Here is a 22,663-nt window from a genome sequence, read left to right on the forward strand (position 1 = left end):
ATAAATGAATTATTTGAAGTTACACGACGACGTGGGCGACACAGTGCGACGTGTTACGAGGCTCAATCGTGTAACAACACTGCCCCAGCGGGCTCGATTGGTCACTCGATTGGGCTGGCACGACAGCGCCTTTCTCCTGCCGGAACAACAGGTCGGCGCGCACAGCGAACATCTGCACTTCTATGAAGCCGGATCTCAGCTACCGCCGATCAGCGAAGCGGGCACGCTTGAGCAATGGCAAGAGCAGATCGGCGCATTGTGCGTGGGCAACCATCGTCTGGCGTTTGTGGTCGGCGTGGCCTTGGCTGGCCCGCTGCTGCACATGCTGGGTCATGAGTCAGGCGGCTTTCACTTGTACGGTGACAGCTCCGGCGGCAAGACCACACACCTGCAGGTGGCTGTTCAACGAGGTGCTGCGTCGCTGCATGGACGCAGGTCTGGTCAAGGGCGAAGGGTTTGCGGTCGACGCCAGCGTCATCAAGGCAGATGCCAGTCGGCAACGTGGCGTACCTGGCGATGACGAAATCAACTGGCGCGATCCGGCGCTGAGTACTCGCGCCGTGCGTGAGTACCTTGAAGCGCTGGATGAAGAAGCGTTAGGCGAAGCACTGCCTAAGCGCCTGTCAGTGACTGATCCACTTCCTCGTTGGACCGCAGCGCCAGGAGGCCCGGCGTTTTTCGCCTACTCGACGAACTATCTGATTGATGTCGAGCATGGCGTGATCATGGATGTGGAACCGACCCCAGCGCATCGAACCGCCGAGGTCGAGAGCACCAAGACCATGATCGAGCGGGTCGAAGAACAGTTCGACATCAAGCCGGATCGGCTCATCGGCGATACCGCTTACGGAACCGCACCGATGCTGGCCTGGATGGTGAACGAAAAAGACATCGAGCCGCATGTGCCGGTTTGGGACAAAACCGAGCGTAAGAACGAGAGTCTCTCGATCAGTGATTTTCAATGGAGTGAAGAAGCGCAGGAATATCGTTGCCCCACGGGGCACGCCCTGCGCAGCGAGTGGCGGGCCTTCAAGAACCAGCGCTCACATGTCACTAAAGCCGACACCATCATCTTTCGATCCAGGCAAACAGACTGCTCTAAATGCTCAATGAAAGAGCGCTGCTGTCCAAACACCTCGTTCCGAAAAATCGCCCGTAGCGTCCATGAGGCGGCACGCAATGTTGCTCGGCGAATTGCCGCAACACCGCAATACGTGTGCTCTCGCCATGAGCGCAAAAAGGTCGAAATGTTGTTCGCTCATCTCAAACGAATCCTGAAACTGGATCGATTAAGGCTACGAGGAATGACCGGTGCGAACGACGAATTCACCTTGGCGGCTGCGGTACAGAATCTAAGACGACTGGCGAAACTGACCTCTCAAGGGCCACCGACTACGGGATAGGTGCGCCCGGAGCCAGCAAAAACCCTCAAATTAACCTATTAACCAAGCTGCAACGGTCAACGCAGAACTGGAAAGCCACGCAACGTGGTGACCAGGTTCTGAAACGAAGGCCAACGTCGCCTTCTTCCAGCCTGAAATTCCGACTTTTTCAACAGAATCGGCCGCTAGCGGCCATCGTACACGGTTACCCTTACGGCACAGAGGCAACGGCTGCGTTACACAGTTCTGTATTGTTACATCACATACACAGAAACTCGCGGCGAAGTGTTACAACTATTTTATCCTTATATTTCATATACTTAAGCATGATCGCTACACTTGAAACACCAGTTACACCGCATTTGAAGGTCTGCCCCCGCCCCCCTATGAAGTGAGCCCCATCAGCGAATGGAATCCGGCATAAGCCGGGGGACCCTGAGGACTTCTGATGCATACGGGGCAGGGAACCCGCGCCTCTTGAGTAGCCGACGCTTTCACAGCTTAGTGAACTGGTGAACCCGGTGAACTCACCCAATCGGGTGGTGAACCCACATCTTCATTCCTTTAGCTACTGATCTGATGCCCTCAACCTGTCAACCAACGTCAACCGATCAGCAGTTGCCAAATCCACGCGGGTTTCACATCCCGCGTAAATGAGGGAATGCCAGGTGCCCAGCTACTCGTAAGGGAGCTCGCCGAACAATCCAATCATGAGATCGTCCTTCAGGCTTTTGAAGGGAATTTCGACAAAGTCTTTGGCGTGTCTAGGAATCGCGGGGCCGTCTCCGGGCGCGTTCTTAGTGTGGCCTTTGACGTATTCGCCGTTTTCTTTGATATAGGGCAAAACTACAAGCCGCCCATGGTTAGTGGACAATATCGTCCCCTCACGCCAGATCGCCTCACCATCCGTACTATCTAAAGTAGTGGTCTGCTTGACTTGCCATCCGACATCACCGTCGGGCTCGTACCAGAAAACGATGCCATTACAGACAAGCATTCTATCGCCCACCCTGAGCGCGTCGTCCAATAGGCGTTTTACGCTTGCCAGTTGCAGCAGCTGATTTGCCCGAGGTAACAGCATCTTCCTTATCTGAGCCTTAACCTTTCCCCAGTGGTCTCTGTATCCAAAACCAAAACCGTTAGCAATCTGAGCACGCTGCGCAAGCTCTGGCCCCTTCTTAGAACCATTGAATGCGATTGACCAAGGATTGTCTCCTGAACGCCCCATAAAGACGCGTGGTGCAACCTGGCACAACCTTAGATAGGGCATTTCTTGGAGTCGTTGAAATAGAGGTTCTCTAAACAGCTCAGCACTAGGGTGTATGACTAATTGATCACGAGATACCCGAGGCAGAGTAGCGGAGCGGCGTTGCGCCTCAGCCAGCATCAGTTTCTCTTCGTTGGCTAAGCGTTGCTTAGCCTGGACTGACTTCACTGCTCGGAGCCGTAGCGATTGCCGTACATCTGGATCAACAATGACTTCAATCTTGCCAAGGAGCTCGATGTTCAAAAGCTCCGCAGCTTGAGTCGCAGTGGTTTCATCTTCATAGATGTCAGCGCGTACGCGCCCCTTCTCGGTCGCTACCCTCCTTGCCCGCCACCCTGGCGCAGCTCCCTCACTGTACGCAAGCTCCTGCATCCACCAGCGGTCGTAGTAGGGATCAAAGCGTGGCCAAACGGCCAAGATAAGGTCGTGATCTCTTTTTGAATCTCCCCACAAAATCATGTTGCTCCTCCTGTTTTAGATGGCCAAGGGCAGCAAAAAGCAGCCCTTGGCCAAAAACAGTTAAGCTGAAAAATTGGGCAGCAAGGGTCAACGTGTATCCCTACTTGTATCCCCAATAGCCACGACCTAAATACCAACCAACAAATATGGGGGCTTTAGATATCAGTTCAAATGACCCCGGCCACCAAACAAGCGTTACAAATCAAGCACTTAGCGTTTATCGCAAGTGCTTTTTTTGTGCCTTTTTGGGCCGTATTGGCTCAGTAATGCCAGCTTTATGACAGCCTTGACTGCCCACAAGGGCTGGCGGCGGGCCTGGTTTTCTACCTACAATTTTTTGTCCAGCCTCTCTGCACAATGCGCGCCCTGCCCCACCGACTGAGCGATTCACATCAAAAATGCTTCCGTGTATTATCAAAAGCTCAGGATCGCATTAAAAGGAATTGAAAATGTCATTAGACGCATATCTGCAGATCGAAGGAATTCCCGGCGAGACCCTATCAGAAGGCTATGAAAACTGGATCGAGCTGCAAGACTTCGACCTTTCGGCTAGTCAGACGGCCTCAGCCACCTCCACGTCAGCCGGCGGCGCAACCTCGGGCAGGGCTTACATGAGCGACATGCTCGTTCGTAAGGCTGTTGATAATGCTACCCCAAAGCTTCATGAGGCTTGCTGCAGTGGTAAGCACTTCAAGCAGGTATCTGTGCATCTTTTCCGTGCAGGCGATCCAAAAGTCAAATACCTGGAGATAAAACTTGAAGAAGTTATTATCAGTTCTTTTTCATTAACGGGCAATGGCGACCAAGACAACAGCTTCCCAAGCGAACTTATCGCTCTGAACTATGGAAGGATTCAACTTATTTACTCCAAGCAAAGTCGAAAAACAGGGCAAAGCGCTGGACAAATTGCTGGCGGCTGGGATGCTATCAGCAACAAGATATTTTCATAACCACCCATTAGATTTCGCAGGGACAGGCGATGAATTACGAAATACCAGCAGTCATTCCTCCCGGAGTCAATGTAGACGTCCACATGAAGCTCGCGAACGATCAGTGGAAAAAAGATCCTAGCACGGGTGCTTTCATGAGTTGGTTTTACTACAAAGTCCGTAACAAGGGCCCGTGGGACTACAAGCAGAAACATCCTGAGTGGGAGGACTTCGGCAATTTTCATTACGGCGCTGTGGGGACAGCCGGCCAATTAACTGAGCAGCTTCTACTGAGAGCCGCTGGGTTCGCACAAGGAGAAGCCAAAACACGAAAGCATAAGTGGGGCCATTGGTTCTGGCTGCCTCCATACGGGGATGACCCCAAAGATCAGAAATGGATAAAAATGGGGATCTTGTATGCAAAATCCAAAGGATACTAACTTTAGATTTACTTACAAGAATTCGTTTTGGATACTTGTAGTCTTTTTAATAGCGAAGGCATTTCTTGGCGACCTTTTTGATTTCGGTAGTGACGCGGATGAAGTAGTGTTGAAGCGGGCGCTTCCTCAGGGTGATTGGCTGTATATTACACGTTACGGCGCCATGGCTACTGACGTGGACACACTACGCTTTTTTATCAGCAAACCGCTTGAAGGCGATGATTCAGAAGTACTGCATAAACTTAATAAGGAAAGCGAATTTCTGATCACGGATAGTTCTTTAGAAAACGTCGCAATCCATGACACACCCAATGGCGTAGGAATTACGGTAAAGGGCGCTGTCTACCGTTACTTTAGCAAGGAGTATGTCACTGAAGGCGACGACCTTAGAAGTTACAGGATTACGCTAACTCAAGAAGATACCACTCCAAGGGACTGACAAATAAGACTTCCCCTTTAGAGCTGACTGTATTGATAATTGTTGCCCGGCCTTATCAGTTAAACCTTCTAGACCGGGCGGAGCGACTTTGATTGTTAAGTTCCGAAATACACCAGCGCCTAGGAACCACGATATACAGGCAACACTAGTCATCGCATGATCCTACAACACATAAAAATTGGCAAGATAAAACACATAACCGTGAACACCTACAATTCTATCGCAGATGAACAAGATCAGGTTTTTTTAAAAATGGATAGAAGCGATCTAAACTATGAAGTAGTTGATTATCTTGTAGAGAGAATCTACTTTTATGTTGGATTTAGCCGAAAGGCATTCGAGACTCTCAGCCTCGCTACTAGAGTCAGTTGGGAGCTAGGGCTTGATGGTGACGACGCCAGTGACTTTATGGAGGATTTTTTCGAACACTTTGGTGTTGAATCCGGCGACTACGACCACTACCGTTACTTCAAGCCAGAAGGGACTGACATTTTCGTATTCTTCAGATCTAAAGATCGGCGCGCAAAGACGGCAATGACGTTGGGCATGTTGTATAACGCAGCCCAAACCAAGGCATGGAACTTCGAAACTCTTGAAAAGACCAACTTTAGCACTTTGCCAATTTACAATCGAACCGAAGAAATCCCTATTGAGGGTTTTAGCATAAACACCAGGTAATATTTATATTAGAGGATAGCTTAGCAGAAACCCAAGTGACTGAGCTCGTTCAAAAGCGCACCTCATCCTCGGCATAAATATTTAAACCTTGCGAATCCCGAACTGCGCGGCCTTGACCGTCGATTCCTGCGGCACGCCTGCAGCCAGGTACAAGCCCATGCGCGAGGTGATTACGGTTTCAGTCAGGTCAATCGTGCCGCGCTGCGTTTCCAGCTCCCCGGAAAAGCTGGCCGGCATAGTGAACGGCTCTTGGTACTTGTCCATCGACCGATAGTAGAACGTGGACGATGTGCCATTGACCGTCTTGGTGATGGTCAACTCAGCCTCCCAGGCCAGTATGCCGCGCGACGAACCCATAATTTCCACCGCCGACAACATTTCGATAACGTCACCGGCCGCCAGGTTGGTCTGTACCACGTTGGCCGTGGGTTGCATGTAGATGTAGCCGCCCGCCGCCGCCATGCTTCCACGCAGCTCGATGCACTGCGCCTCACCATAGGCGGCAGGTTCCTTGTACCAGCGAGTCGTTATGCCGGTCAGGCCAGAGCCAACGGCCTTGTAGCCGTCCGCCAGCACCGACCCGACCACAGCGTTCACGCCAGCCGGTAGCGCGCCGCCAAGGCCATTTGTCGCATCATTCAATGAGCCGGATACGAAGTCGGCAGCCTGGGCTGAATAGTTTTGCGCGTCGTTCACATAATTTTGAAGCGCGGCGCTAGCCCCTAAATTCCAGTTTTGCTGGGCCTCGTCTACTTTTGCGTAGTAGTCCGCCTGCTGCTGCAGCCTGGTTTCCAGCGCCTTCTGGAGCAGGCCTGTTTCATCATCAAGAAGCTGCTTAGATGTGCCGTTGTTCTGCTGATCGCGCCGCAGCTTTTCAATCTGCTTTGCGTAGTCCTGCCGGATTCTGAGGTCTTCTTGAAGGCGGTCGGCTTGCTTGTCGCCCATGCCGATACCGGCAACATCGTTACTGAGCCGCTGCTGGTTCTGCGCCAACGAGTCGCTGACCGACATTGCGAACGCTGCCAGCTTCTGCTCTTGCTCAAGGCGCTTAGTGCGCAGCGCGTTCTGCACCTCCAGATCTGCGCTCAATTTCTTCTGTGCTGTGATCTGGTCGGCCACTGCGAGCAGCGATTGCTGATCCGCAGTAAGCGTCTTCTTGCCCTTTATGTCAGCTAGCTGCTGTTCCCACTGGATCAAGTCCTGCGAGGCCGCGCCCAGCTTCTGCTGCTCACCGACCTGAGCACCGATCAGTTTCGACTGCTCTTGCAGGACCGCGTATTGCTGCCGGGCCTGATCCAGCATCTTCGTGCCGGCGTCCTCCCGGTAGGGCTTCGGATCAGCTTCCTTGTAGGCCGAGTTATCGCGAATCGACTTATAGGTCGCTTCTTCCTCTTCGGCAGTAATTTTGTGTCCGCCTGCCCTGGCTGCGGTGATACGCACTTGCGCTTTTTCAAGCGCATCGTTCATCTTTTTGGTTTTAGACCAGTTGGCTTCCTGGTCCTTCTGGAACTGGGCAAATGCTTCGTTGCCTTTAGCGCGAATCTGCGCCTGACGGCCTTCTTCCTTGGACTGCTCTGCGGACGCGTCACGTGCCTTTATCAGAAGCTTGAGTTTGTCCTCAAGAACGCGCGTGGACGGGAGTATCAGTTTTTTTGTGTTCGGGCTGGTTAGGGCCTGCCGTCAGGCAGGCCCTTGTTTTACCAGCTCGGTCTGGTAAATCGGTCTCCGTACAGGATCGCAAATTGATTCATTGCCACTTTCCAGTCGTGTGCCGCATGACCCCAGTTGGCGGTGATGTTGCGCAACCCAAGCCATATCAGTTTCGTCGCAGCCTCATCGGTCGGGAAGTGCCCTCGAGTCTTGATGATCTTGCGTAACTGGGCATTGATGCTCTCGATGGCATTGGTCGTGTAAACCACTTTGCGAATGCCCGCCGGAAAAACAAAAAACGGTATAACCCGATCCCAGGCGCGACGCCATGCAGCAACTACAGTCGGATACTGCTTGCCCCAGGGGCCCGCTTCAAAGGCGTTAAGCTCTTGCTCAGCCACATCGGCATTGATCGCCTGGTAGATCGGCTTGAGTGCTTTGGCCAGTGCCCGACGTTTATCCCAAGCGGCATAGTCCAAGCTGTTGCGGATCAGATGCACGATGCAGGTTTGCAGCGTCGTGGCAGGAAAAACCGCCCCCAACGCCTCCGGTATTCCTTTGAGGCCATCCGTGACGGCGATCAGAACATCTTCAACGCCACGAGTCTTGAGGTCGTTGAACACCTTCATCCAAAACTTGGCACCCTCGGTGCTCTCGATCCATATACCCAGAATGTCGCGCGTGCCATCAGGTAATACCCCCAGCGCCAGATAAATAGCCTTGTTGCACACTAACCCCTCGTCCCGGATTTTGACCCGTAACGCATCGAAGAAGATCACCGGATACATCGGTTCCAAGGGTCGTTGCTGCCAAGCGCCCACCTCTTCCATGACCGCATCGGTGACTGAGCTGATGAAGTCATGGGACACGTCAGTTCCATACTGCTCAGATAGAAAAGCGCGGATCTCACGCACCGTCATGCCCCGGGCGTACATGGCAATTATCTTGTCGTCGAAGCCTGTAAAACGTCGTTCGTGCTTGGGAATCAGGATCGGGGCGAAGCTACCATCGCGGTCTCTGGGGATATCCAGGCGAAGCGGCCCGTCGTCGGTCAGAACCGTCTTGCTGCTTTTGCCATTGCGCTGATTGGTCGACTCCTCAGGGCGCTCCGCGCCCTGAGGATAACCAAGGTGGTGACCCAGCTCGGCGCCTAGCGCACGCTCGATCAGAGCCTTCTTGAACGCCATGGACGCGTCTTGAATGGCTTCGGCGCTCATCGGGCCTTTAACAAACTGCTCGATCAGCTCTTGGGGAATCGAGGGCAACTCCCTCGCTGTTGCATTGGCGGACTTCTTTTTGGTCGGCATACATGCACCTCTAGCTACATGTTATGCCCGAACACAAAATTTCTGACAGTCTCGGAAAAGCAGAACCAAGGGGTGAAATCGGTTAATACCCATGCATAGCGCTCGGTCCTCTCAAGCATTCTCGCCGCCCTGCCGAACCATCGAATAGCGGTCAATATCTTCTCGCAATGTCCACCCCTGCCCCGACCAATATCGGCCAGCTGCCTCATTAACCTTCAGCACATCCAGATGACACTTATAAATTCCCAGCGCTTCCAGACGCTGAAGGCAGCGCTCGACCAACTCGTGAGCTATCCCCTGTCGACGATACTCCGGCAGCACAATCAAATGTTGTAGATAACCCCGGCGGCCGTCATGCCCACACATGACACAGCCGCACACAGCCCCCTCCGCCTCGGCGACGAAGCTCATATCGGGGTTTCTGTCGAGGTAGCGTGCCGTCGATTCATGCGAATCGGCATCGCGCAGAGAGATGCCCGGTGTATTGCGCATCAGTTCGATGACCGATTCGTAATCCTTGATTGTCATGCTGCGAATCGTGATCACTGGCTATGCCCGGCCTGTTATTCCAATGGCGGAGCAGATTAACAGAGCATTTCGCTGATCAGATGACAGCGCTGCCAGAGTTTGCCTATCAACCCATAACGTTCTTTCTATTAGAAATATCCACAAAGAAGGCTAATCTGCAAGAGCATCGGCGAAGGCCGTGCGGTTTTACCCTGATAAGGAGATAAGAATGAGCTCAAGTTTTCTGTGCACGTTGTGGGCTCGTATCGCAGCAATCCAATGATCGCTACTGGCCTGATCGTTGATCGAGCGGCCGGTACGAACCCAGTGCTATGGAGTTCCGTCATCACTGTCTGAAGCCCCGCGAGTGGGCTGGATGGCCGGATGCAAATGACAAAAAGGTGTATCAAGCATGTCAACTGAATCGAAATGCCCCTTCAACCACGCTGCTGGCGGCGGCACCACCAACCGTGACTGGTGGCCCAAGCAGCTGAATCTGAAGATTCTGCATCAGCATTCCTCACTCTCCGACCCGATGGGCGAGAGCTTTGATTATGCCAAGGAGTTCAAGAGCCTTGACTTCGAAGCGGTCAAACAAGACCTGCGCGACGTCATGACCCGGTCGCAGGACTGGTGGCCGGCCGACTTTGGCCATTATGGTCCGCTGTTCGTTCGCATGGCCTGGCACAGCGCCGGTACTTACCGTACAGGCGATGGCCATGGCGGTGCAGGTGCTGGTCAGCAACGTTTTGCGCCGCTCAACAGCTGGCCTGACAACGTCAGCCTGGACAAGGCACGTCGCCTGATCTGGCCAGTCAAGCAGAAGTATGGCCGCAAGATCTCCTGGGCCGACCTGATTGTGCTTACCGGCAACGTCGCGCTGGAGTCGATGGGCTTCAAGACGTTCGGTTTTTCCGGTGGTCGCCCGGATGTCTGGGAACCGGAAGAAGATGTGTACTGGGGCTCCGAGACTACCTGGCTGGGTGGCGAAGAGCGCTACGGCGCACAGAAGAAAATGCAGCAGCCGGGCGACGGCACGCTGGTCGCCGAGCCGGAGAATCACGCTAACGAAGAAAGCCGCACCGCGAGCGGTGAGCGCAATCTGGAAAACCCGCTTGCCGCTGTGCAGATGGGCTTGATCTACGTGAACCCGGAAGGGCCTGAGGGTGTGCCGGATCCGGTGGCTTCGGCGAAGGATATCCGTGAAACCTTCGGTCGCATGGCGATGAACGATGAAGAAACCGTAGCGCTGATCGCCGGTGGTCACGCCTTCGGCAAGACTCATGGCGCAGGCCCTGCCGACAACGTCGGTCCAGAGCCGGAAGCAGCCGGTCTTGAAGAGCAGGGGCTTGGCTGGAGAAACAAATTCGGCAGCGGCAAGGGTGGCGACACCATCACCAGCGGCCTGGAAGTGACCTGGACTTCGACTCCGACCAAATGGAGCAACGAGTACCTGGAAAACCTCTTTGGCTTCGAGTGGGAGCTGACCAAGAGCCCGGCAGGCGCGCATCAGTGGACGCCGAAGAACGGCGCAGGCGCGGGCAAGATTCCGGATGCCCACGATCCATCCAAACGTCATGCGCCAAGTATGCTGACCTCTGACCTGGCGCTGCGCTTCGATCCAGCTTACGAGCAGATCTCCCGTCGCTTCCTGAACAACCCTGAGCAACTGGCCGACGCGTTCGCCCGCGCCTGGTTCAAGCTGACTCACCGTGACATGGGCCCGCTCGCGCGCTACCTCGGCCCGGAAACACCGGCCGAAGAGCTGCTGTGGCAAGACCCTATTCCGAATGTTGATCATGCGTTGGTGGATGATCAGGATGTTGCCGCGCTCAAAGGCAAGATTCTGGCTTCGGGGCTTTCTGTCCCGCAGCTGGTTTCAACCGCATGGGCAGCCGCTTCTACTTTCCGTGGCTCTGACAAGCGCGGCGGTGCCAATGGCGGCCGTCTGCGTCTTGCTCCACAAAAGGACTGGGCGGTTAACCAGCCTGCACAACTGGCGGGCGTACTGAAGACGCTTGAGGGGATTCAGAGCGAGTTCAACGCCGCTCAGTCGAGTGGCAAGCAGGTTTCCATTGCTGACCTGATCGTCCTGGCCGGTAGTGCAGGCGTCGAGCAGGCTGCGAAGAACGCTGGTCATCACGTCACGGTGCCGTTCACACCAGGCCGTGCCGATGCATCGCAGGAGCAGACGGATGTCGAGTCGTTCAGCTTCCTTGAGCCGATCGCCGATGGCTTCCGCAACTATCAGAAGGGGCACTACAAGGTCTCGGCGGAATCGCTGCTGGTCGACAAGGCGCAACTGCTGACCCTGACTGCACCGGAAATGGCCGTGCTGTTGGGCGGCCTGCGGGTCTTGAATATTAACGTCGGGCAGAGCAAGCACGGCGTCTTCACCGACAAGCCGGAGACCCTGAGCAACGACTTCTTCAAGAACCTGCTGGACATGGGCGTTGAGTGGAGAGCGACTTCAGGTGCCAACGACACCTTTGAAGCACGTGACCGCAAAACCGGCGCAGTCAAATGGACCGGCACCCGTGTCGATCTGGTATTTGGCTCACATGCTCAACTGCGTGCGATTTCCGAGGTGTACGGCAGTTCGGACGCTAACGAGAAGTTCGTCAAAGACTTCGTGGCCGCATGGACCAAGGTGATGAACCTGGACCGCTTCGACCTGGCTTGATGTGTTTGATGTGCTGAGTTGAAAAAACGCCTCCCTTGCGGAGGCGTTTTTTTACGGCTATCAAAAAGTGAAGGCTGGTTTTATCAGCGACTCATCATGCTTGCCGCCTGCTCCGTCGCTTCAGTCGTTCGAGTCGCCAGCTTGCGCACTTCGTCAGCTACCACCGCAAAGCCCCGCCCAGCTTCCCCGGCGCGTGCAGCCTCAATCGCGGCATTGAGCGCCAGAAGGTTGGTTTGGCTGGCAATGCTCTGGATAGTGCCGACTATCTGGGTCAGTTGAGTGATGTTCTCTTCCAGGTTTTTCTGATGCTGTGCTTCGGTGTCGCGAAGAGCATCCTGCTCATGCTTCAAATGCACATCCACCAACGCACCGACCACCCTCAGCGGAATACCTTCGGGATTGCGACGAGTCTGGCCGCGTGCACGGAACCAGCGGTACTCGCCGGTTTTCATCTTCAGGCGGTACTCGATATCGAACGGCGTCTTGCCAGTCCGGTCATTCAAGTGCGCACCGAATGCCGTCAGACTGCGCTCCTTGTCGTCGGGGTGCAGCCGTGATGCCCAGCTATCCAGTACGTCAGGAAACTCTTCGACTGTTTCAAAACCCAAAAGCCGCCTGAACTGTGGAGACCACCAGAACGGGTTTCTCGCATTGACCGGGTCGCCAGCAATGACCTCCATGTCCCAGAGCCCGTCGGAGAGCATCTCCCGGGCCAGTTCGAATCGGGTAATGATCACATCGTGTTCCAGATCACGTTCAAGCTCATCGTGAATATCACGAAGCGAGCCGGCGACACGCAACGGCGTTCCGCGTGCGTCTCTTAACGTTTCGCCTTGGGCATAGAACCAGCGATAAGTGCCGTTCTTCATCGCCAGACGATTCTTGACCCGGTACGGCGTGTTACCCGAGCGATCATTCAGATGCTTGGCAAATGCGTCGAGCGTGGCTTGTTTATCCTGCGGATGAAGCCGGTCTGCCCAGCTCGCCAGTACGTTAGGGAAATCTCGCTCGTCGTTAAAACCGAGAAGCGTGCGAAGTTGCTGCGACCACCAGAATCGATTGTTCGGGTTGACCGGATCGCCTGCTACGACCTCCATATCCCAGAGGCCCTCGCTCGACGCACGGTTGACCAGATCAAAGCGGGTCTCATAAGCGGCGGCCGAAGCAGAGGCTTCACCCAGAAGGTGGCGGGCGGTTTCCAGTTCCTGCTCAAGATCGGCGATACGTTGCTCGTCAAGACGACGCTGGGTACTCAGCGAACTCCAGCACTCAAGTACGCTGCTCTCTTCAGCGCAGCCTCTTACCACCGGCTCGCCAGTCCCCTTGAAAGAGGCAATAAGTTGTTGAAGGGCTTTTCTGTCACGACGTGGTCGGAATAAGTGAAACATACACAGGGCTCTCAAAATAAAGTCAGATTTGCCGAGTCCCTGGCATGTCACTTCTTTATCGACATGCCGTGCGGTTTCTGAATCGTCAGATTGCGATCAGGTAATGGTCACTTGTTCCAGAATCAACTTCACGGCTTGCTGATCGGTTTGCGCCCCCGCCATCAACTCCGCTACCCAGCCGCAACCGGACTTCTCCAGATGAACTCGCCAATCACCGGGCCAGTTCTCAAGCCCGGCCAGACTCAGAAATATGCAGCCACCCCGCTCAGCATGCCCGCCGGTAATTGACTGTTCAAAACAGAACGGTTTATCGGCTCCGGATGTGTCGACACTGAATAGGTACACATCGTGTTTCGGGTCCTCAAGCGAAGGCGCGCAATTGCGCTGACTGATCAGCTTCAACATTTCTCAATCTACTCCTGGCTATATGATTGACTGTGACGTCCATTACTTCGGGAATGCAGTTCGCGACGGTTTACGTCGCGAAGAGGACGCAGAGCGTCCAGACCGGCATGCCGACGCGGAGCGTCGCACGATAGTTGAGATTATCGTCCCCTACGCTCACCCCCTCGCTCCAAACCTGCGCAACACCACAACCCCAAGCAACGCCGATAACACCGACCCGATCAGTACGCCCACCTTGACCTCATCCACCAGCTCCGGTGCGCCCGGGAAGGCCAGTGCGCCGATGAACAGGCTCATGGTGAAGCCAATACCGCACAGCGCCGCAACACCGTAAAGCTGGCCCCAGTTGCTGCCGTCCGGCAAGCGGGCCAGGCCGGCGCGGATGGCCAGTGCAGCGAGGGCGAAGATGCCGACCTGTTTGCCGATCAGCAGCCCCAGCGCGACGCCCAACGGCACCGGGTCCAGCAGTTTGTCGACTGTGATGCCTGACAGTGAAACGCCGGCATTGGCGAATCCAAAGACCGGTACGACGGCAAAGGCGACCCACGGGTGCAGTTTTTCTTCCAGATGCAGCAGCGGCGAGCTGGCTTCTTCATCGGGCTTGCCGAGCGGAATGCACAGTGCCAGCGCTACGCCCGCCAAGGTGGCGTGAATACCGGACTGGAGCATGAAGAACCACAACAGCGCGCCGACAATCAGGTAAGGCAGCAGCTTTTTAACGCTCAAGCGGTTCAGCGCGACGAGCACGGCGATGGAGCCAAGTGCAGCCAGCAGCATGGGAATGGACAGATCGCTGGTGTAGAACAGCGCGATGATCAGCACAGCGCCGAGGTCATCGAGAATTGCCAGTGCCGACAGGAATATCTTCAGCGACAACGGCACACGCTTGCCCAGCAATGACAGCACGCCCAGGGCGAATGCGATGTCGGTCGCTGCCGGAATGGCCCAGCCGCCAATGGTGTCTGGCTGGCCCCAATTGAATGCCACGTAGATCAACGCCGGAACCACCATGCCGCCCAGCGCCGCGAAGCCCGGCAAGGCGCGCTGGCTCCAGGACGCCAGCTGGCCGGCCAGCATTTCGCGCTTGATCTCCAGGCCCACCAGCATGAAGAAGATTGCCATCAGGCCATCGTTGATCCAGTGCTCTACCGACATCCCGGCGAGCACGGTATGCAGCGCTGCAAAGTAGCTGTCGGCCAGCGGCGAGTTGGCGACGATCAGGGCTGCAAGCGCAGCCGCCATCAGGATCAGACCGCCAGCGGCCTCAGCGGCGAAAAAGCGCTTGATGAACGCCAGCGCGCTCGGGGATTCGGTACGGGGGGTGGGGTTGTGCATGCAGGGCTCCGCAGGGTACAGCGCAAAAAGGCCGCAACCTTACCACTCGCAGAGCCTGCCACAGCGCAGGTAAACCTGAGGATACAAATTAACGCGCATGCCCATCATAGCTTGAGGAATCAGGGCTCCTGTCTGCCAGACAACAGCCCTGCCCGCTTCACTTCTTGACGGTTTCTTCAAGCGTGAACCGGCCCAACGGGTTCTGGCCGAAGTGCTCGATGTTCTTGCGTGAAACACTGATGTAAGGGCTGTAGTACAGGTCGATCCAGTTGACGTCGGCTTTGGCCATTTTCTGCAGGTCGATGTACATCTGCTCACGCTTTTTGGGGTCCATTTCAACCCGTGCAGCAGCAACCAGCTCCTTGACCTTCTCGTTCTTGTAACGGGTCATGTAGTTGTTGTTGGTGTCATGGCCAAGCACGAAGGTGGTTTTCTGATCCGGGTCGAGGATGTCGTTGGTCCAGTACATCACGGAGATGTCGTAGTCACCGGCAATCAGCATGTCCCAGCTCTGGCTCGGGTCGACTTTCTGTAGCGTGGTGGTTACGCCAACCTTGGCCAGCTGCTGTTGCAGCATGACCGCAATTTGCTCGTCGACTTCGTTGCCAGCATTGACCACATAGTTGAGCTTCAGGTCCGACGCACCGGCATCCGCCAGCATCTGTTTGGCCTTGACCGGGTCATACGGGCGTTGCAGGTTATCGGCGTAGTGATACAGCGCGCCCTTGGGAATGTAGGAATTGGCTACTGTGCCCAGCCCGAAGGTGGCAGCTTCGACCAGCGATTTCTTGTCGATAGCCATGTCCAGTGCCTGCCGTACCTCAGGCTTGGCCAATGCGCCGTGCTCATGGTTGAGCAACAAATGATCTTCACGGGTGGACGGGTCAAGGTGGACCACCAGATCAGGGTTCTTTTTCAGGTTTTCGACACGGGAGAACGGCACATAGATCGCTGCATCCAGTTCGCCCTTCTGGACCATCAGCATACGGGTGTTGTCATCCGGCACCGAGATCCACTCGACACCATCCAGGCTGACGCTCGGCGCTTCCCAGAAGTCGGGGTTTTTCGCCAGGATCACCCGATCACCGCGCCGCCATTCTTTCACTGTGAAGGCTCCCGAACCGACAGGCTTTTCGGCGTAAGCCTCTTCGCCCAGGGTCTTCATGGCCTTCTCGGAGAGAATCGACACGTTGGGCAGCGCCAGTTGCGAGAGGAACGAGGCCGATGGATTCTTCAGGGTGATGACCAGCATACGCGGATCTGTTGCGACGGCTTTGTCGATAATCTTGTAGGAATCGCTCCACAGCGAGCCCTTGTCGTCGCGAATTCGCAGCAGGCTGAATACAGCGTCGCTGGCGGTCAGCTCCGAGCCATCAGAGAATTTGGCCGGGCGTATCTTGAGTGTATAGGTCAGCCCGTCGGGCGAAATCGACCAGCTTTCGGCCAGTCCTGGCACCAGCTTTGTGCCCTTGTCATCAACCCGGATCAGCACATCGTAGACGTTGGAAAATACCCAGTTGTCGATGTTTTGCGCGCTTTAGATCGGGTCGAAGGTAGTGCCGTCCTCACGACGGCCGATGGTCAGCACGCCCGCGGCTTCCGCCACTCCCGCTGCCAGGGAACAGGCCGCCAGCATGGCGACGGTCAGCATTTTCATTGGTCGAGCTTTCATACAAATGAACTCCTTGCCGGTGTCGGGACAGATGTTTGTTGTAGGTCTGGATCAAAAAACGGGTTCATCAAGTACACAGTCGTAGCGCTGCTCGCCGACATGCCGGGTGGGTGGCGCGACGCTGGAACAGGTCGGTCTGGCGAACCGGCAACGCGGATGAAAGGCGCAGCCAGCGGGTAAATTCAGGGGGCTGGGTGGCTCGCCCTGCAAGGGTTCACCGGGCAGCGGACGATCCGGATCAATCTCCGGAATAGCCTGGATCAGCGCCGCGGTATAGGGATGACGCGGCTTGAGAAAGACCTCTTCGACCGGGCCCTCCTCGACGATTTTGCCCAGGTACATCACCGCCACCCGGTCACACAGGCGGCGCACGATGGCAAGATCGTGGGCAATGAACAGAATTGCCAGGTTCATGCGCTGGCGTAGTTCCAGCAGCAGGTTGATGATCTGCCCCTGAATCGACACGTCCAGCGCCGCCACGCACTCGTCGGCGATGATCAGCCGCGGCTCGATGGCCAGTGCGCGGGCAATGCCGACACGCTGACATTGCCCGCCGCTCAAGGCACCCGGTTTGCGTTCGGCAAATTCGGGTCGCAGACCGACCATGTCGAGCAACTCGATGACCCGCGCCGGAATCTCGGATGCGCTGACCTTGCGTTGCACTTTCAGCACCTCAGCCAGCGTGGCACCGACGGTCATGCGCGGGTCGAGCGAGGAAGACGGGTCCTGAAAGATCATTGCTGTTTCACTGCGCAAACGCTGCAGACTGATACCGCTACCCTGGGCCATGTCGACGTCATCGAAGACGATCTGCCCGGAAGTAATGTCGTTCAGACGCAGAATGGCGCGCCCCAGCGTGCTCTTGCCGCTGCCAGACTCACCCACCAGTCCCAGCGTTTCACCCGCACAAATGCTCAGCGACACACCGTTGACGGCATGCACCCAACGCTTGTTGAGGCCCATGAAGCCTGATCCGGGGGCCGGGAAGCGCACCACCAGATCGTTGACGTTCAACAGCCTGTAGCCGCTCATGATACGGCCCCTCGGGAATCTGCCAACGGATAGTGACAGGCCGCTTCATGGGCAACCCCCATCGACCGCATCAGGGGTAGTGTCTCGACGCAGCCTGCGCCCGCATGACCGCAGCGCGCATGAAAACGGCAGCCCACGGGCAGCGCATCGAGCAATGGCGGCTGTCCGGGAATGGTGCGCAGCAGGCCGCTGCCCGCGCTGCTGGCGGGCTGGCAGTCGATCAGGCCGCGGGTGTAAGGATGACGGGCGCGGGCCAGCACGTCGCGCTTGCTGCCGTGTTCACACAAGCGACCGGCGTACATCACCGCGATGGAGTCGCAGGTTTGCGCTACAACGCCCAGGTCGTGGGTAATCATGATCAACGACAGCCCGTGACGGTCACGCAGGTCCAGTAACAGCCGCAGGATTTGCGCCTGCACCGTCACGTCCAGCGCGGTGGTCGGTTCGTCGGCGATCAGCACCTGCGGCCCGCAGCCCAGCGCCACGGCAATCATGGCGCGCTGGCGCATGCCGCCGGAAAACTCATGGGGAAAGTTATCCACACGCGAAGCCGGGTCGGGAATGCCGACCTGACGCAGCAGATCAATCGCCTGCGCCCGAGCCTCACGTTTCGAAGCGCCTTGGTGCAGACGAAAGCCTTCGGCAATCTGCTCGCCGATACGCATCAGCGGGTCCAGATGACTGCTGGGGTTCTGGAAGATCATGCCGATCCGCCGCCCGCGCATGGCACGCATGCCGGCTGCATCGAGTTTCAGCAGGTCGACATCATTGAGCAGCACCGAACCACCGCGCACGTGCAGGTCCGGCGATGGCATCAGTTGCATCAATGCCCGGCAAGCCATGGTCTTGCCAGAGCCACTTTCGCCGACCAGCCCGAGAATCTCGCCCTGCTGCAGATCGAACGACAACCGGTCGACCAGCGTTACCTCGCGCCCCCGACTGTTCGCAATCACGCTCATCTCGCTGACTTTCAGCACTGGCGTACTCATTGCCGCTCTCCGAGGGTTTCGGCAACGCCGTCCGCCAGCAGGCTGAAACCCATGGCCAGCGTCACGATGGCCAGCCCCGGAAAGGTGCAGATCCACCACGCAGACGTCAGAAACGCCTGCCCCTCGGCGACCATCGTGCCCCACTCGGCCAACGGCGGTTGCACGCCCAGGCCCAGGTAGCTGACCGAAGCGCCACTGAGCAACACCAGCACCGCATCGGACATGGAAAACACAATCGAGCCGAACATCGCATTGGGCAGCAGATGGCGAAACAGAATACGCAGGTGACCAAACCCCAGGCTCTTGGCCGCCAGGGCGAAATCGCTTTCCTTGAGGACCAGAATCTGTGAACGGATCAGCCGCGCGTAAGACACCCAGCCCACCAGGGCCATGGCGATGTAGAAACTGCTCAGGCCAGGGCCGAGAATCGCAATGATCGCCAGCATCAGCACCAGAAACGGAAAGGCCAGAACGATGTCGATCACGCGCATGCACAGGTTGTCGAAGCGACCGCCTATATAGCCCGACAATGCGCCGACAAACGTGCCGATGATGAACGGGAAAACCACCCCGAGCACACAGATCTGCAGGTCGATGCGTGCCGCCCAGATGACTCTGGACAGAATGTCGCGACCAAAATTGTCGGTGCCGAACGGATGTGCGAGGTGCGGTGCAAGCATGCGCAGTTCGGTGTTCTGGTAAATCGGGTCATAAGGTGCCAGCCACGGTGCGAAGAGTGCCAGCAGCAGCCATAGCCCAAGCAACGAGCCGCCCAGCAGCATCGCCAGTCGGCCGTTGCGCAAGCGCAGGCGAAGCCGCGAACGCCAGTGTGGGCGCAGATGGGCGTGGGCGATGGTCATTTGATGTTCACCCGCGGGTCTATCGCGACAGTGGCCACATCAGCGAGAAAGTTGACGATTACCGTGGCACAGGCGAGCACCATGGCTACCCCCTGCACCACCATGTAATCGCGACTGAAGATGCCGCGCACCAGCAGCTGGCCGATGCCGGGGATGGCAAACAGGCTTTCGATAACGACAGTGCCGCTGATCAGCCAGCCGATGTTCACTGCCAGCAGGTTGATTGACGGCACCAGCGAGTTGGGCAATACGTGACGACGAAACACTGCGCCTTCACTGACGCCACGTGCCCGCGCCGCAGTGACATGATCAGCTTGCAGCTCCATGAGCATGCTGGCGCGCAGGTTGCGAATCAGCACCGCGGACAGAGCCAGGGCGATGGTCAGGCATGGCAGCACCATATGGTGGACCTTGTCCAGCCAGTCACTGCCGTAACCTGACACCGGAAACCAGCCAAGCTGCACACTGAACAGCAGAATCAGCATGATGCCCAGCCAGAATGCCGGCATGCCCAACCCCGTGGTGGTGAAGACACGAATCAGGTTATCGCCCCAACTGCCATTGTTGCGTGCAGCGACCGTGGCCAAAGGCACGGCGATCAGCAGAGCCAGCAGGACGCTGCCACACACCAGAAATACGGTAGGCTCCAGCCGGGTAACGATCAGTTTGAGCACATCGATCTTGTACAGCAGCGATTTACCCATATCGCCCTGCAAGAGGTTTTTCATGAAGTACACATACTGCGTCCACAAGGGTTCATCCAGCCCGTACTGGGCGCGGATGTTGGCCAGTGCCTGCGGTGTGGAACGTGCGCCCAGCAGAATGCGCGCCGGGTCACCGGGGATCGAGCGCACCAGAATGAAGGTCACCAGACTGATGCCGAACAGCACCGGCAGCAACTGCAACGGACGCTGGAGAATAAAACGATAACGACCCAGATTCATCAGACGCCCCGATGCTGTGACAGAGAATTCAGCAGGACCGGAAAGTACGCCGCCACCCCTTTCACGCAAAAGGGCAGAGCGAAGTTGTAGTCGAACATTGACCATCCGTCGACTTTGATTGTTTTGCGCTCATCCGCCTTGCTCGCATACCCCATCGCACCTCACCTTTGCGGACGTCGCTCATGGCCTCAACCCTATCGCGCAGCGCCATGGCAAACAGCTAGCAATTCTTATAGGTTTTACACGACTGACAGCCGGTTGGACGCAGGCGTGGCACTGTCCTTGCTAATTGCTATATTAAGTCCCCTACACCGGCTCTATGACAAAGGAGGTCAAGCCATGCATATCAGGTTGTCGGATTTCAATTCGCGTCTGCAATCTGCATCTACAGTGGATCAGCAAATGGATTGCGCACTGTTACTGGCATCGGAGCTTGGATTCGATGCAGTGATTTACGATTACAGCCCGGTGCCTGTGTCCCATGATGGAGCACTGATCACACCTTCGTTGCTTTCATTGCGCAACACCCCGGCCGATTGGCACGCACTCTGGTGCAGCCAGGGGTACTACCAGATCGACCCGGTGCAACACCTGGCAGTGGCCAGCGTTTCGCCTTTTGTATGGTCATACCAGCCCAAGGCTGAAACGGTGCTGCAAACCTTTATCACCGACATGCACAAGCCGGTGGTGCGCTACCTGCATGACTCACACATGACGTGTGGCGTGACAGTGCCTATCCACATGCCCAAGGGCGGTTTCGCCACCCTGACTGGCCTGTGTTCTGACAGCAGCGACGCTGCACTGGAAGATGCCCGGCAGAGCCTGGCCGAGTTCGGTCTGCTGGCTCATGCCTTTCAGGAAGTCGCCTACCCGCTGTTTGACCAGAAGATGCGCTCCTGTAATGCGATCAAGCTCACCCGCCGCGAGCGTGAATGCCTGAGCTGGTCTGCCGAAGGGCTGACGGCCAGGGAAATCGCCGATCAGCTCAACCGTTCGGTCGCCACGGTGACGCTGCATCTGAATTCGGCCATGCAGAAACTGGGTGCCAAAAACCGTGTGCAGGCAGTCGTGCGTGCCGTTCACTACCGTTTACTCGACCAATGACCGGTTCATCAGCCAAAACCTATCATTTTCTATAGTTTTAAGATGCCACGCGCAGCGCTATGGTGCCCCGAACTATCCAGCAGGGACCGGCGACATGGCAGACATGACGATCAAGGAAGGTTTTGCGCCGTTCGGCGACTATCAGACGTGGTATCGCGTCACCGGCAACTTGCAAGGCCCGCGTACACCGTTGGTCATTCTGCACGGCGGCCCCGGCTGTACCCATGATTACGTGGACTCGTTCAAGGACCTCGCCAGTACCAGTCAGGCGGTGATCCATTACGACCAGTTGGGTAACGGAAAGTCGACTCGCCTGCCCCATGAGAGTCGCGAATTCTGGACAGTCGATCTGTTCCTGAGAGAGCTGAACAACCTGCTTGCCCACTTGGGCATCGAAGGCAATTACGCGTTATTGGGCCAGTCGTGGGGCGGCATGCTGGCTTCGGAGCATTCGGTGCTCCAGCCCAAAGGGCTGAAAGCGCTGATTGTCGCCAACTCCCCGGCAGACATGCAGACCTGGGTAAGCGAGGCCAACCGACTGCGCGAGGACTTGCCTGAAGCTGTGCAAGCTGCGTTGCTCAAGCACGAACAGGCAGGAACGTTGACCGACCATGAGTACCTTGAAGCATCGCGGGCATTTTATGACCGTCATGTATGCCGCATCACACCCTGGCCGGACGAGGTGAAACGCACCTTTGACCAGATCGACGCGGACCCGACCGTGTATCACGCCATGAATGGCCCTACCGAGTTTCACGTTATCGGCACCCTGAAGAACTGGACCATTGTCGACAGGCTGGAAAACATCAAGGTCCCGACATTGGTGATTTCGGGGTTTTACGACGAAGCCACTCCACTCGTGGTGAAACCCTACGTGGAGAACATCCCTGACGTTCGCTGGTCGGTGTTCAGAGAGTCAAGCCACATGCCCCATGTGGAAGAAAGAATGGCGTGCATGGGCTGCGTAGCAGGTTTTCTGGATAAGTTATCTGTGGCCGCTACCGTGTCAGCGGCTTAGTCCTGCAATCCCGACTGAACAAAGACCTCGAACCCCCTACAACTAGAGTTAATACTTTAGAAATAGTGAACTGTGTAAACCGTTAACATTATTCACTCTGTGACGGGGACTTTTAGCGCCTGATGCTTAACAGAACCCACATGGCATTATACCCATCATGAAATAACTTTCATCG

Annotated in this window: 17 protein-coding genes and 5 pseudogenes; 9 read left to right on the forward strand and 13 right to left on the reverse strand. The window is 56.4% G+C overall.

Features of this window, described 5'->3' with window-relative positions; all coding sequences use genetic code 11:
- Positions 1-85: 85 nt before the first annotated feature.
- Positions 86-430 (forward strand): annotated as a pseudogene (locus FFH21_RS22530) (DUF927 domain-containing protein); the annotation flags it as partial.
- A pseudogene (locus tag FFH21_RS22535) lies at positions 393-1,403 on the forward strand (transposase); the annotation flags it as partial. The pseudogenes FFH21_RS22530 and FFH21_RS22535, both read left to right, overlap by 38 nt.
- 655 nt (positions 1,404-2,058) lie before the next feature.
- Here the strand turns inward: FFH21_RS22535 and FFH21_RS22540 are convergent.
- Positions 2,059-3,108, reverse strand: coding sequence for a hypothetical protein (locus FFH21_RS22540; RefSeq protein WP_011169466.1), 1,050 nt, complete (start codon positions 3,106-3,108; stop codon positions 2,059-2,061).
- A gap of 449 nt (positions 3,109-3,557) precedes the next feature.
- Here FFH21_RS22540 and FFH21_RS22545 point away from each other — a divergent pair, with 449 nt between their 5' ends.
- From FFH21_RS22545 to FFH21_RS22560, 4 genes are all read left to right on the forward strand, one after another.
- Positions 3,558-4,058: a type VI secretion system tube protein Hcp gene (locus tag FFH21_RS22545; protein ID WP_011169467.1), complete on the forward strand. Its 501-nt coding sequence runs from the start codon at positions 3,558-3,560 to the stop codon at positions 4,056-4,058.
- A gap of 29 nt (positions 4,059-4,087) precedes the next feature.
- Entirely contained in the window at positions 4,088-4,477 is a 390-nt protein-coding gene (locus FFH21_RS22550; protein WP_032615126.1) for a polymorphic toxin type 44 domain-containing protein, read from the forward strand.
- Complete coding sequence (locus tag FFH21_RS22555; RefSeq protein WP_003364183.1) at positions 4,455-4,916, forward strand: hypothetical protein; 462 nt, start codon at positions 4,455-4,457, stop codon at positions 4,914-4,916. The genes FFH21_RS22550 and FFH21_RS22555 overlap by 23 nt, the downstream gene beginning before the upstream one ends.
- Before the next feature lie 252 nt (positions 4,917-5,168).
- Positions 5,169-5,594 carry a DUF1493 family protein gene (locus FFH21_RS22560; RefSeq protein WP_041924853.1) on the forward strand — a complete coding sequence of 142 codons (426 nt, stop codon included), beginning with the start codon at positions 5,169-5,171 and terminating at the stop codon, positions 5,592-5,594.
- Positions 5,595-5,675: 81 nt separating this feature from the next.
- Here the strand turns inward: FFH21_RS22560 and FFH21_RS22565 are convergent, their stop codons facing one another.
- The 3 genes from FFH21_RS22565 to FFH21_RS22580 all read right to left on the reverse strand — a co-directional run bounded on the left by FFH21_RS22565 (position 5,676) and on the right by FFH21_RS22580 (position 9,097).
- The gene (locus tag FFH21_RS22565) at positions 5,676-7,061 is read right to left on the reverse strand and encodes a phage tail tape measure C-terminal domain-containing protein (protein WP_011169468.1); all 1,386 of its coding nucleotides are present in this window, start codon (positions 7,059-7,061) and stop codon (positions 5,676-5,678) included.
- 230 nt (positions 7,062-7,291) lie between these two features.
- Positions 7,292-8,551, reverse strand: a complete 1,260-nt coding sequence (locus FFH21_RS22575) for an IS256-like element ISPsy17 family transposase (protein ID WP_004666928.1) — start codon at positions 8,549-8,551, stop codon at positions 7,292-7,294.
- 111 nt (positions 8,552-8,662) lie between these two features.
- Entirely contained in the window at positions 8,663-9,097 is a 435-nt protein-coding gene (locus FFH21_RS22580) for a GNAT family N-acetyltransferase (protein ID WP_004656703.1), read from the reverse strand.
- A gap of 373 nt (positions 9,098-9,470) precedes the next feature.
- Between FFH21_RS22580 and katG the strand changes: the two genes are divergently transcribed.
- Positions 9,471-11,741 (forward strand): catalase/peroxidase HPI, encoded by a 2,271-nt coding sequence (gene katG, locus FFH21_RS22585; protein ID WP_011169469.1) that lies wholly within the window; start codon positions 9,471-9,473, stop codon positions 11,739-11,741.
- 89 nt (positions 11,742-11,830) lie between these two features.
- On the opposite strand, the pseudogene FFH21_RS31165 reads toward katG, so the two are convergent.
- The 9 genes and pseudogenes from FFH21_RS31165 to FFH21_RS22625 form a co-directional block, all read right to left on the reverse strand.
- A pseudogene (locus FFH21_RS31165) lies at positions 11,831-12,118 on the reverse strand (methyl-accepting chemotaxis protein); the annotation flags it as partial.
- Positions 12,119-13,129 (reverse strand): annotated as a pseudogene (locus FFH21_RS30875) (PAS domain-containing protein); the annotation flags it as partial.
- A gap of 96 nt (positions 13,130-13,225) precedes the next feature.
- The gene (locus FFH21_RS22595) at positions 13,226-13,534 is read right to left on the reverse strand and encodes a hypothetical protein (protein ID WP_004656707.1); all 309 of its coding nucleotides are present in this window, start codon (positions 13,532-13,534) and stop codon (positions 13,226-13,228) included.
- Between the two features lie 156 nt (positions 13,535-13,690).
- Entirely contained in the window at positions 13,691-14,869 is a 1,179-nt protein-coding gene (gene nhaA, locus FFH21_RS22600; protein ID WP_011169471.1) for a Na+/H+ antiporter NhaA, read from the reverse strand.
- 157 nt (positions 14,870-15,026) lie between these two features.
- Positions 15,027-16,541, reverse strand: a pseudogene (locus tag FFH21_RS22605) (ABC transporter substrate-binding protein).
- A gap of 51 nt (positions 16,542-16,592) precedes the next feature.
- Positions 16,593-17,573 (reverse strand): ABC transporter ATP-binding protein, encoded by a 981-nt coding sequence (locus FFH21_RS22610; RefSeq protein ID WP_011169472.1) that lies wholly within the window; start codon positions 17,571-17,573, stop codon positions 16,593-16,595.
- Entirely contained in the window at positions 17,570-18,562 is a 993-nt protein-coding gene (locus tag FFH21_RS22615; protein ID WP_004656719.1) for an ABC transporter ATP-binding protein, read from the reverse strand. The genes FFH21_RS22610 and FFH21_RS22615 overlap by 4 nt, the downstream gene beginning before the upstream one ends.
- Positions 18,559-19,422: an ABC transporter permease gene (locus FFH21_RS22620; protein WP_004656720.1), complete on the reverse strand. Its 864-nt coding sequence runs from the start codon at positions 19,420-19,422 to the stop codon at positions 18,559-18,561. The genes FFH21_RS22615 and FFH21_RS22620 overlap by 4 nt, the downstream gene beginning before the upstream one ends.
- Entirely contained in the window at positions 19,419-20,366 is a 948-nt protein-coding gene (locus tag FFH21_RS22625) for an ABC transporter permease (RefSeq protein ID WP_011169473.1), read from the reverse strand. Before FFH21_RS22625 ends, FFH21_RS22620 begins: the two co-directional genes overlap by 4 nt.
- 339 nt (positions 20,367-20,705) lie before the next feature.
- Between FFH21_RS22625 and FFH21_RS22630 the strand changes: the two genes are divergently transcribed.
- Entirely contained in the window at positions 20,706-21,470 is a 765-nt protein-coding gene (locus FFH21_RS22630; RefSeq protein WP_004656728.1) for a LuxR family transcriptional regulator, read from the forward strand.
- 94 nt (positions 21,471-21,564) lie between these two features.
- Positions 21,565-22,488, forward strand: a complete 924-nt coding sequence (locus tag FFH21_RS22635; protein ID WP_011169474.1) for a proline iminopeptidase-family hydrolase — start codon at positions 21,565-21,567, stop codon at positions 22,486-22,488.
- Positions 22,489-22,663: the final 175 nt, after the last annotated feature.

This window comes from Pseudomonas sp. KBS0707, from assembly GCF_005937945.2.
GTDB lineage: Bacteria > Pseudomonadota > Gammaproteobacteria > Pseudomonadales > Pseudomonadaceae > Aquipseudomonas > Aquipseudomonas amygdali.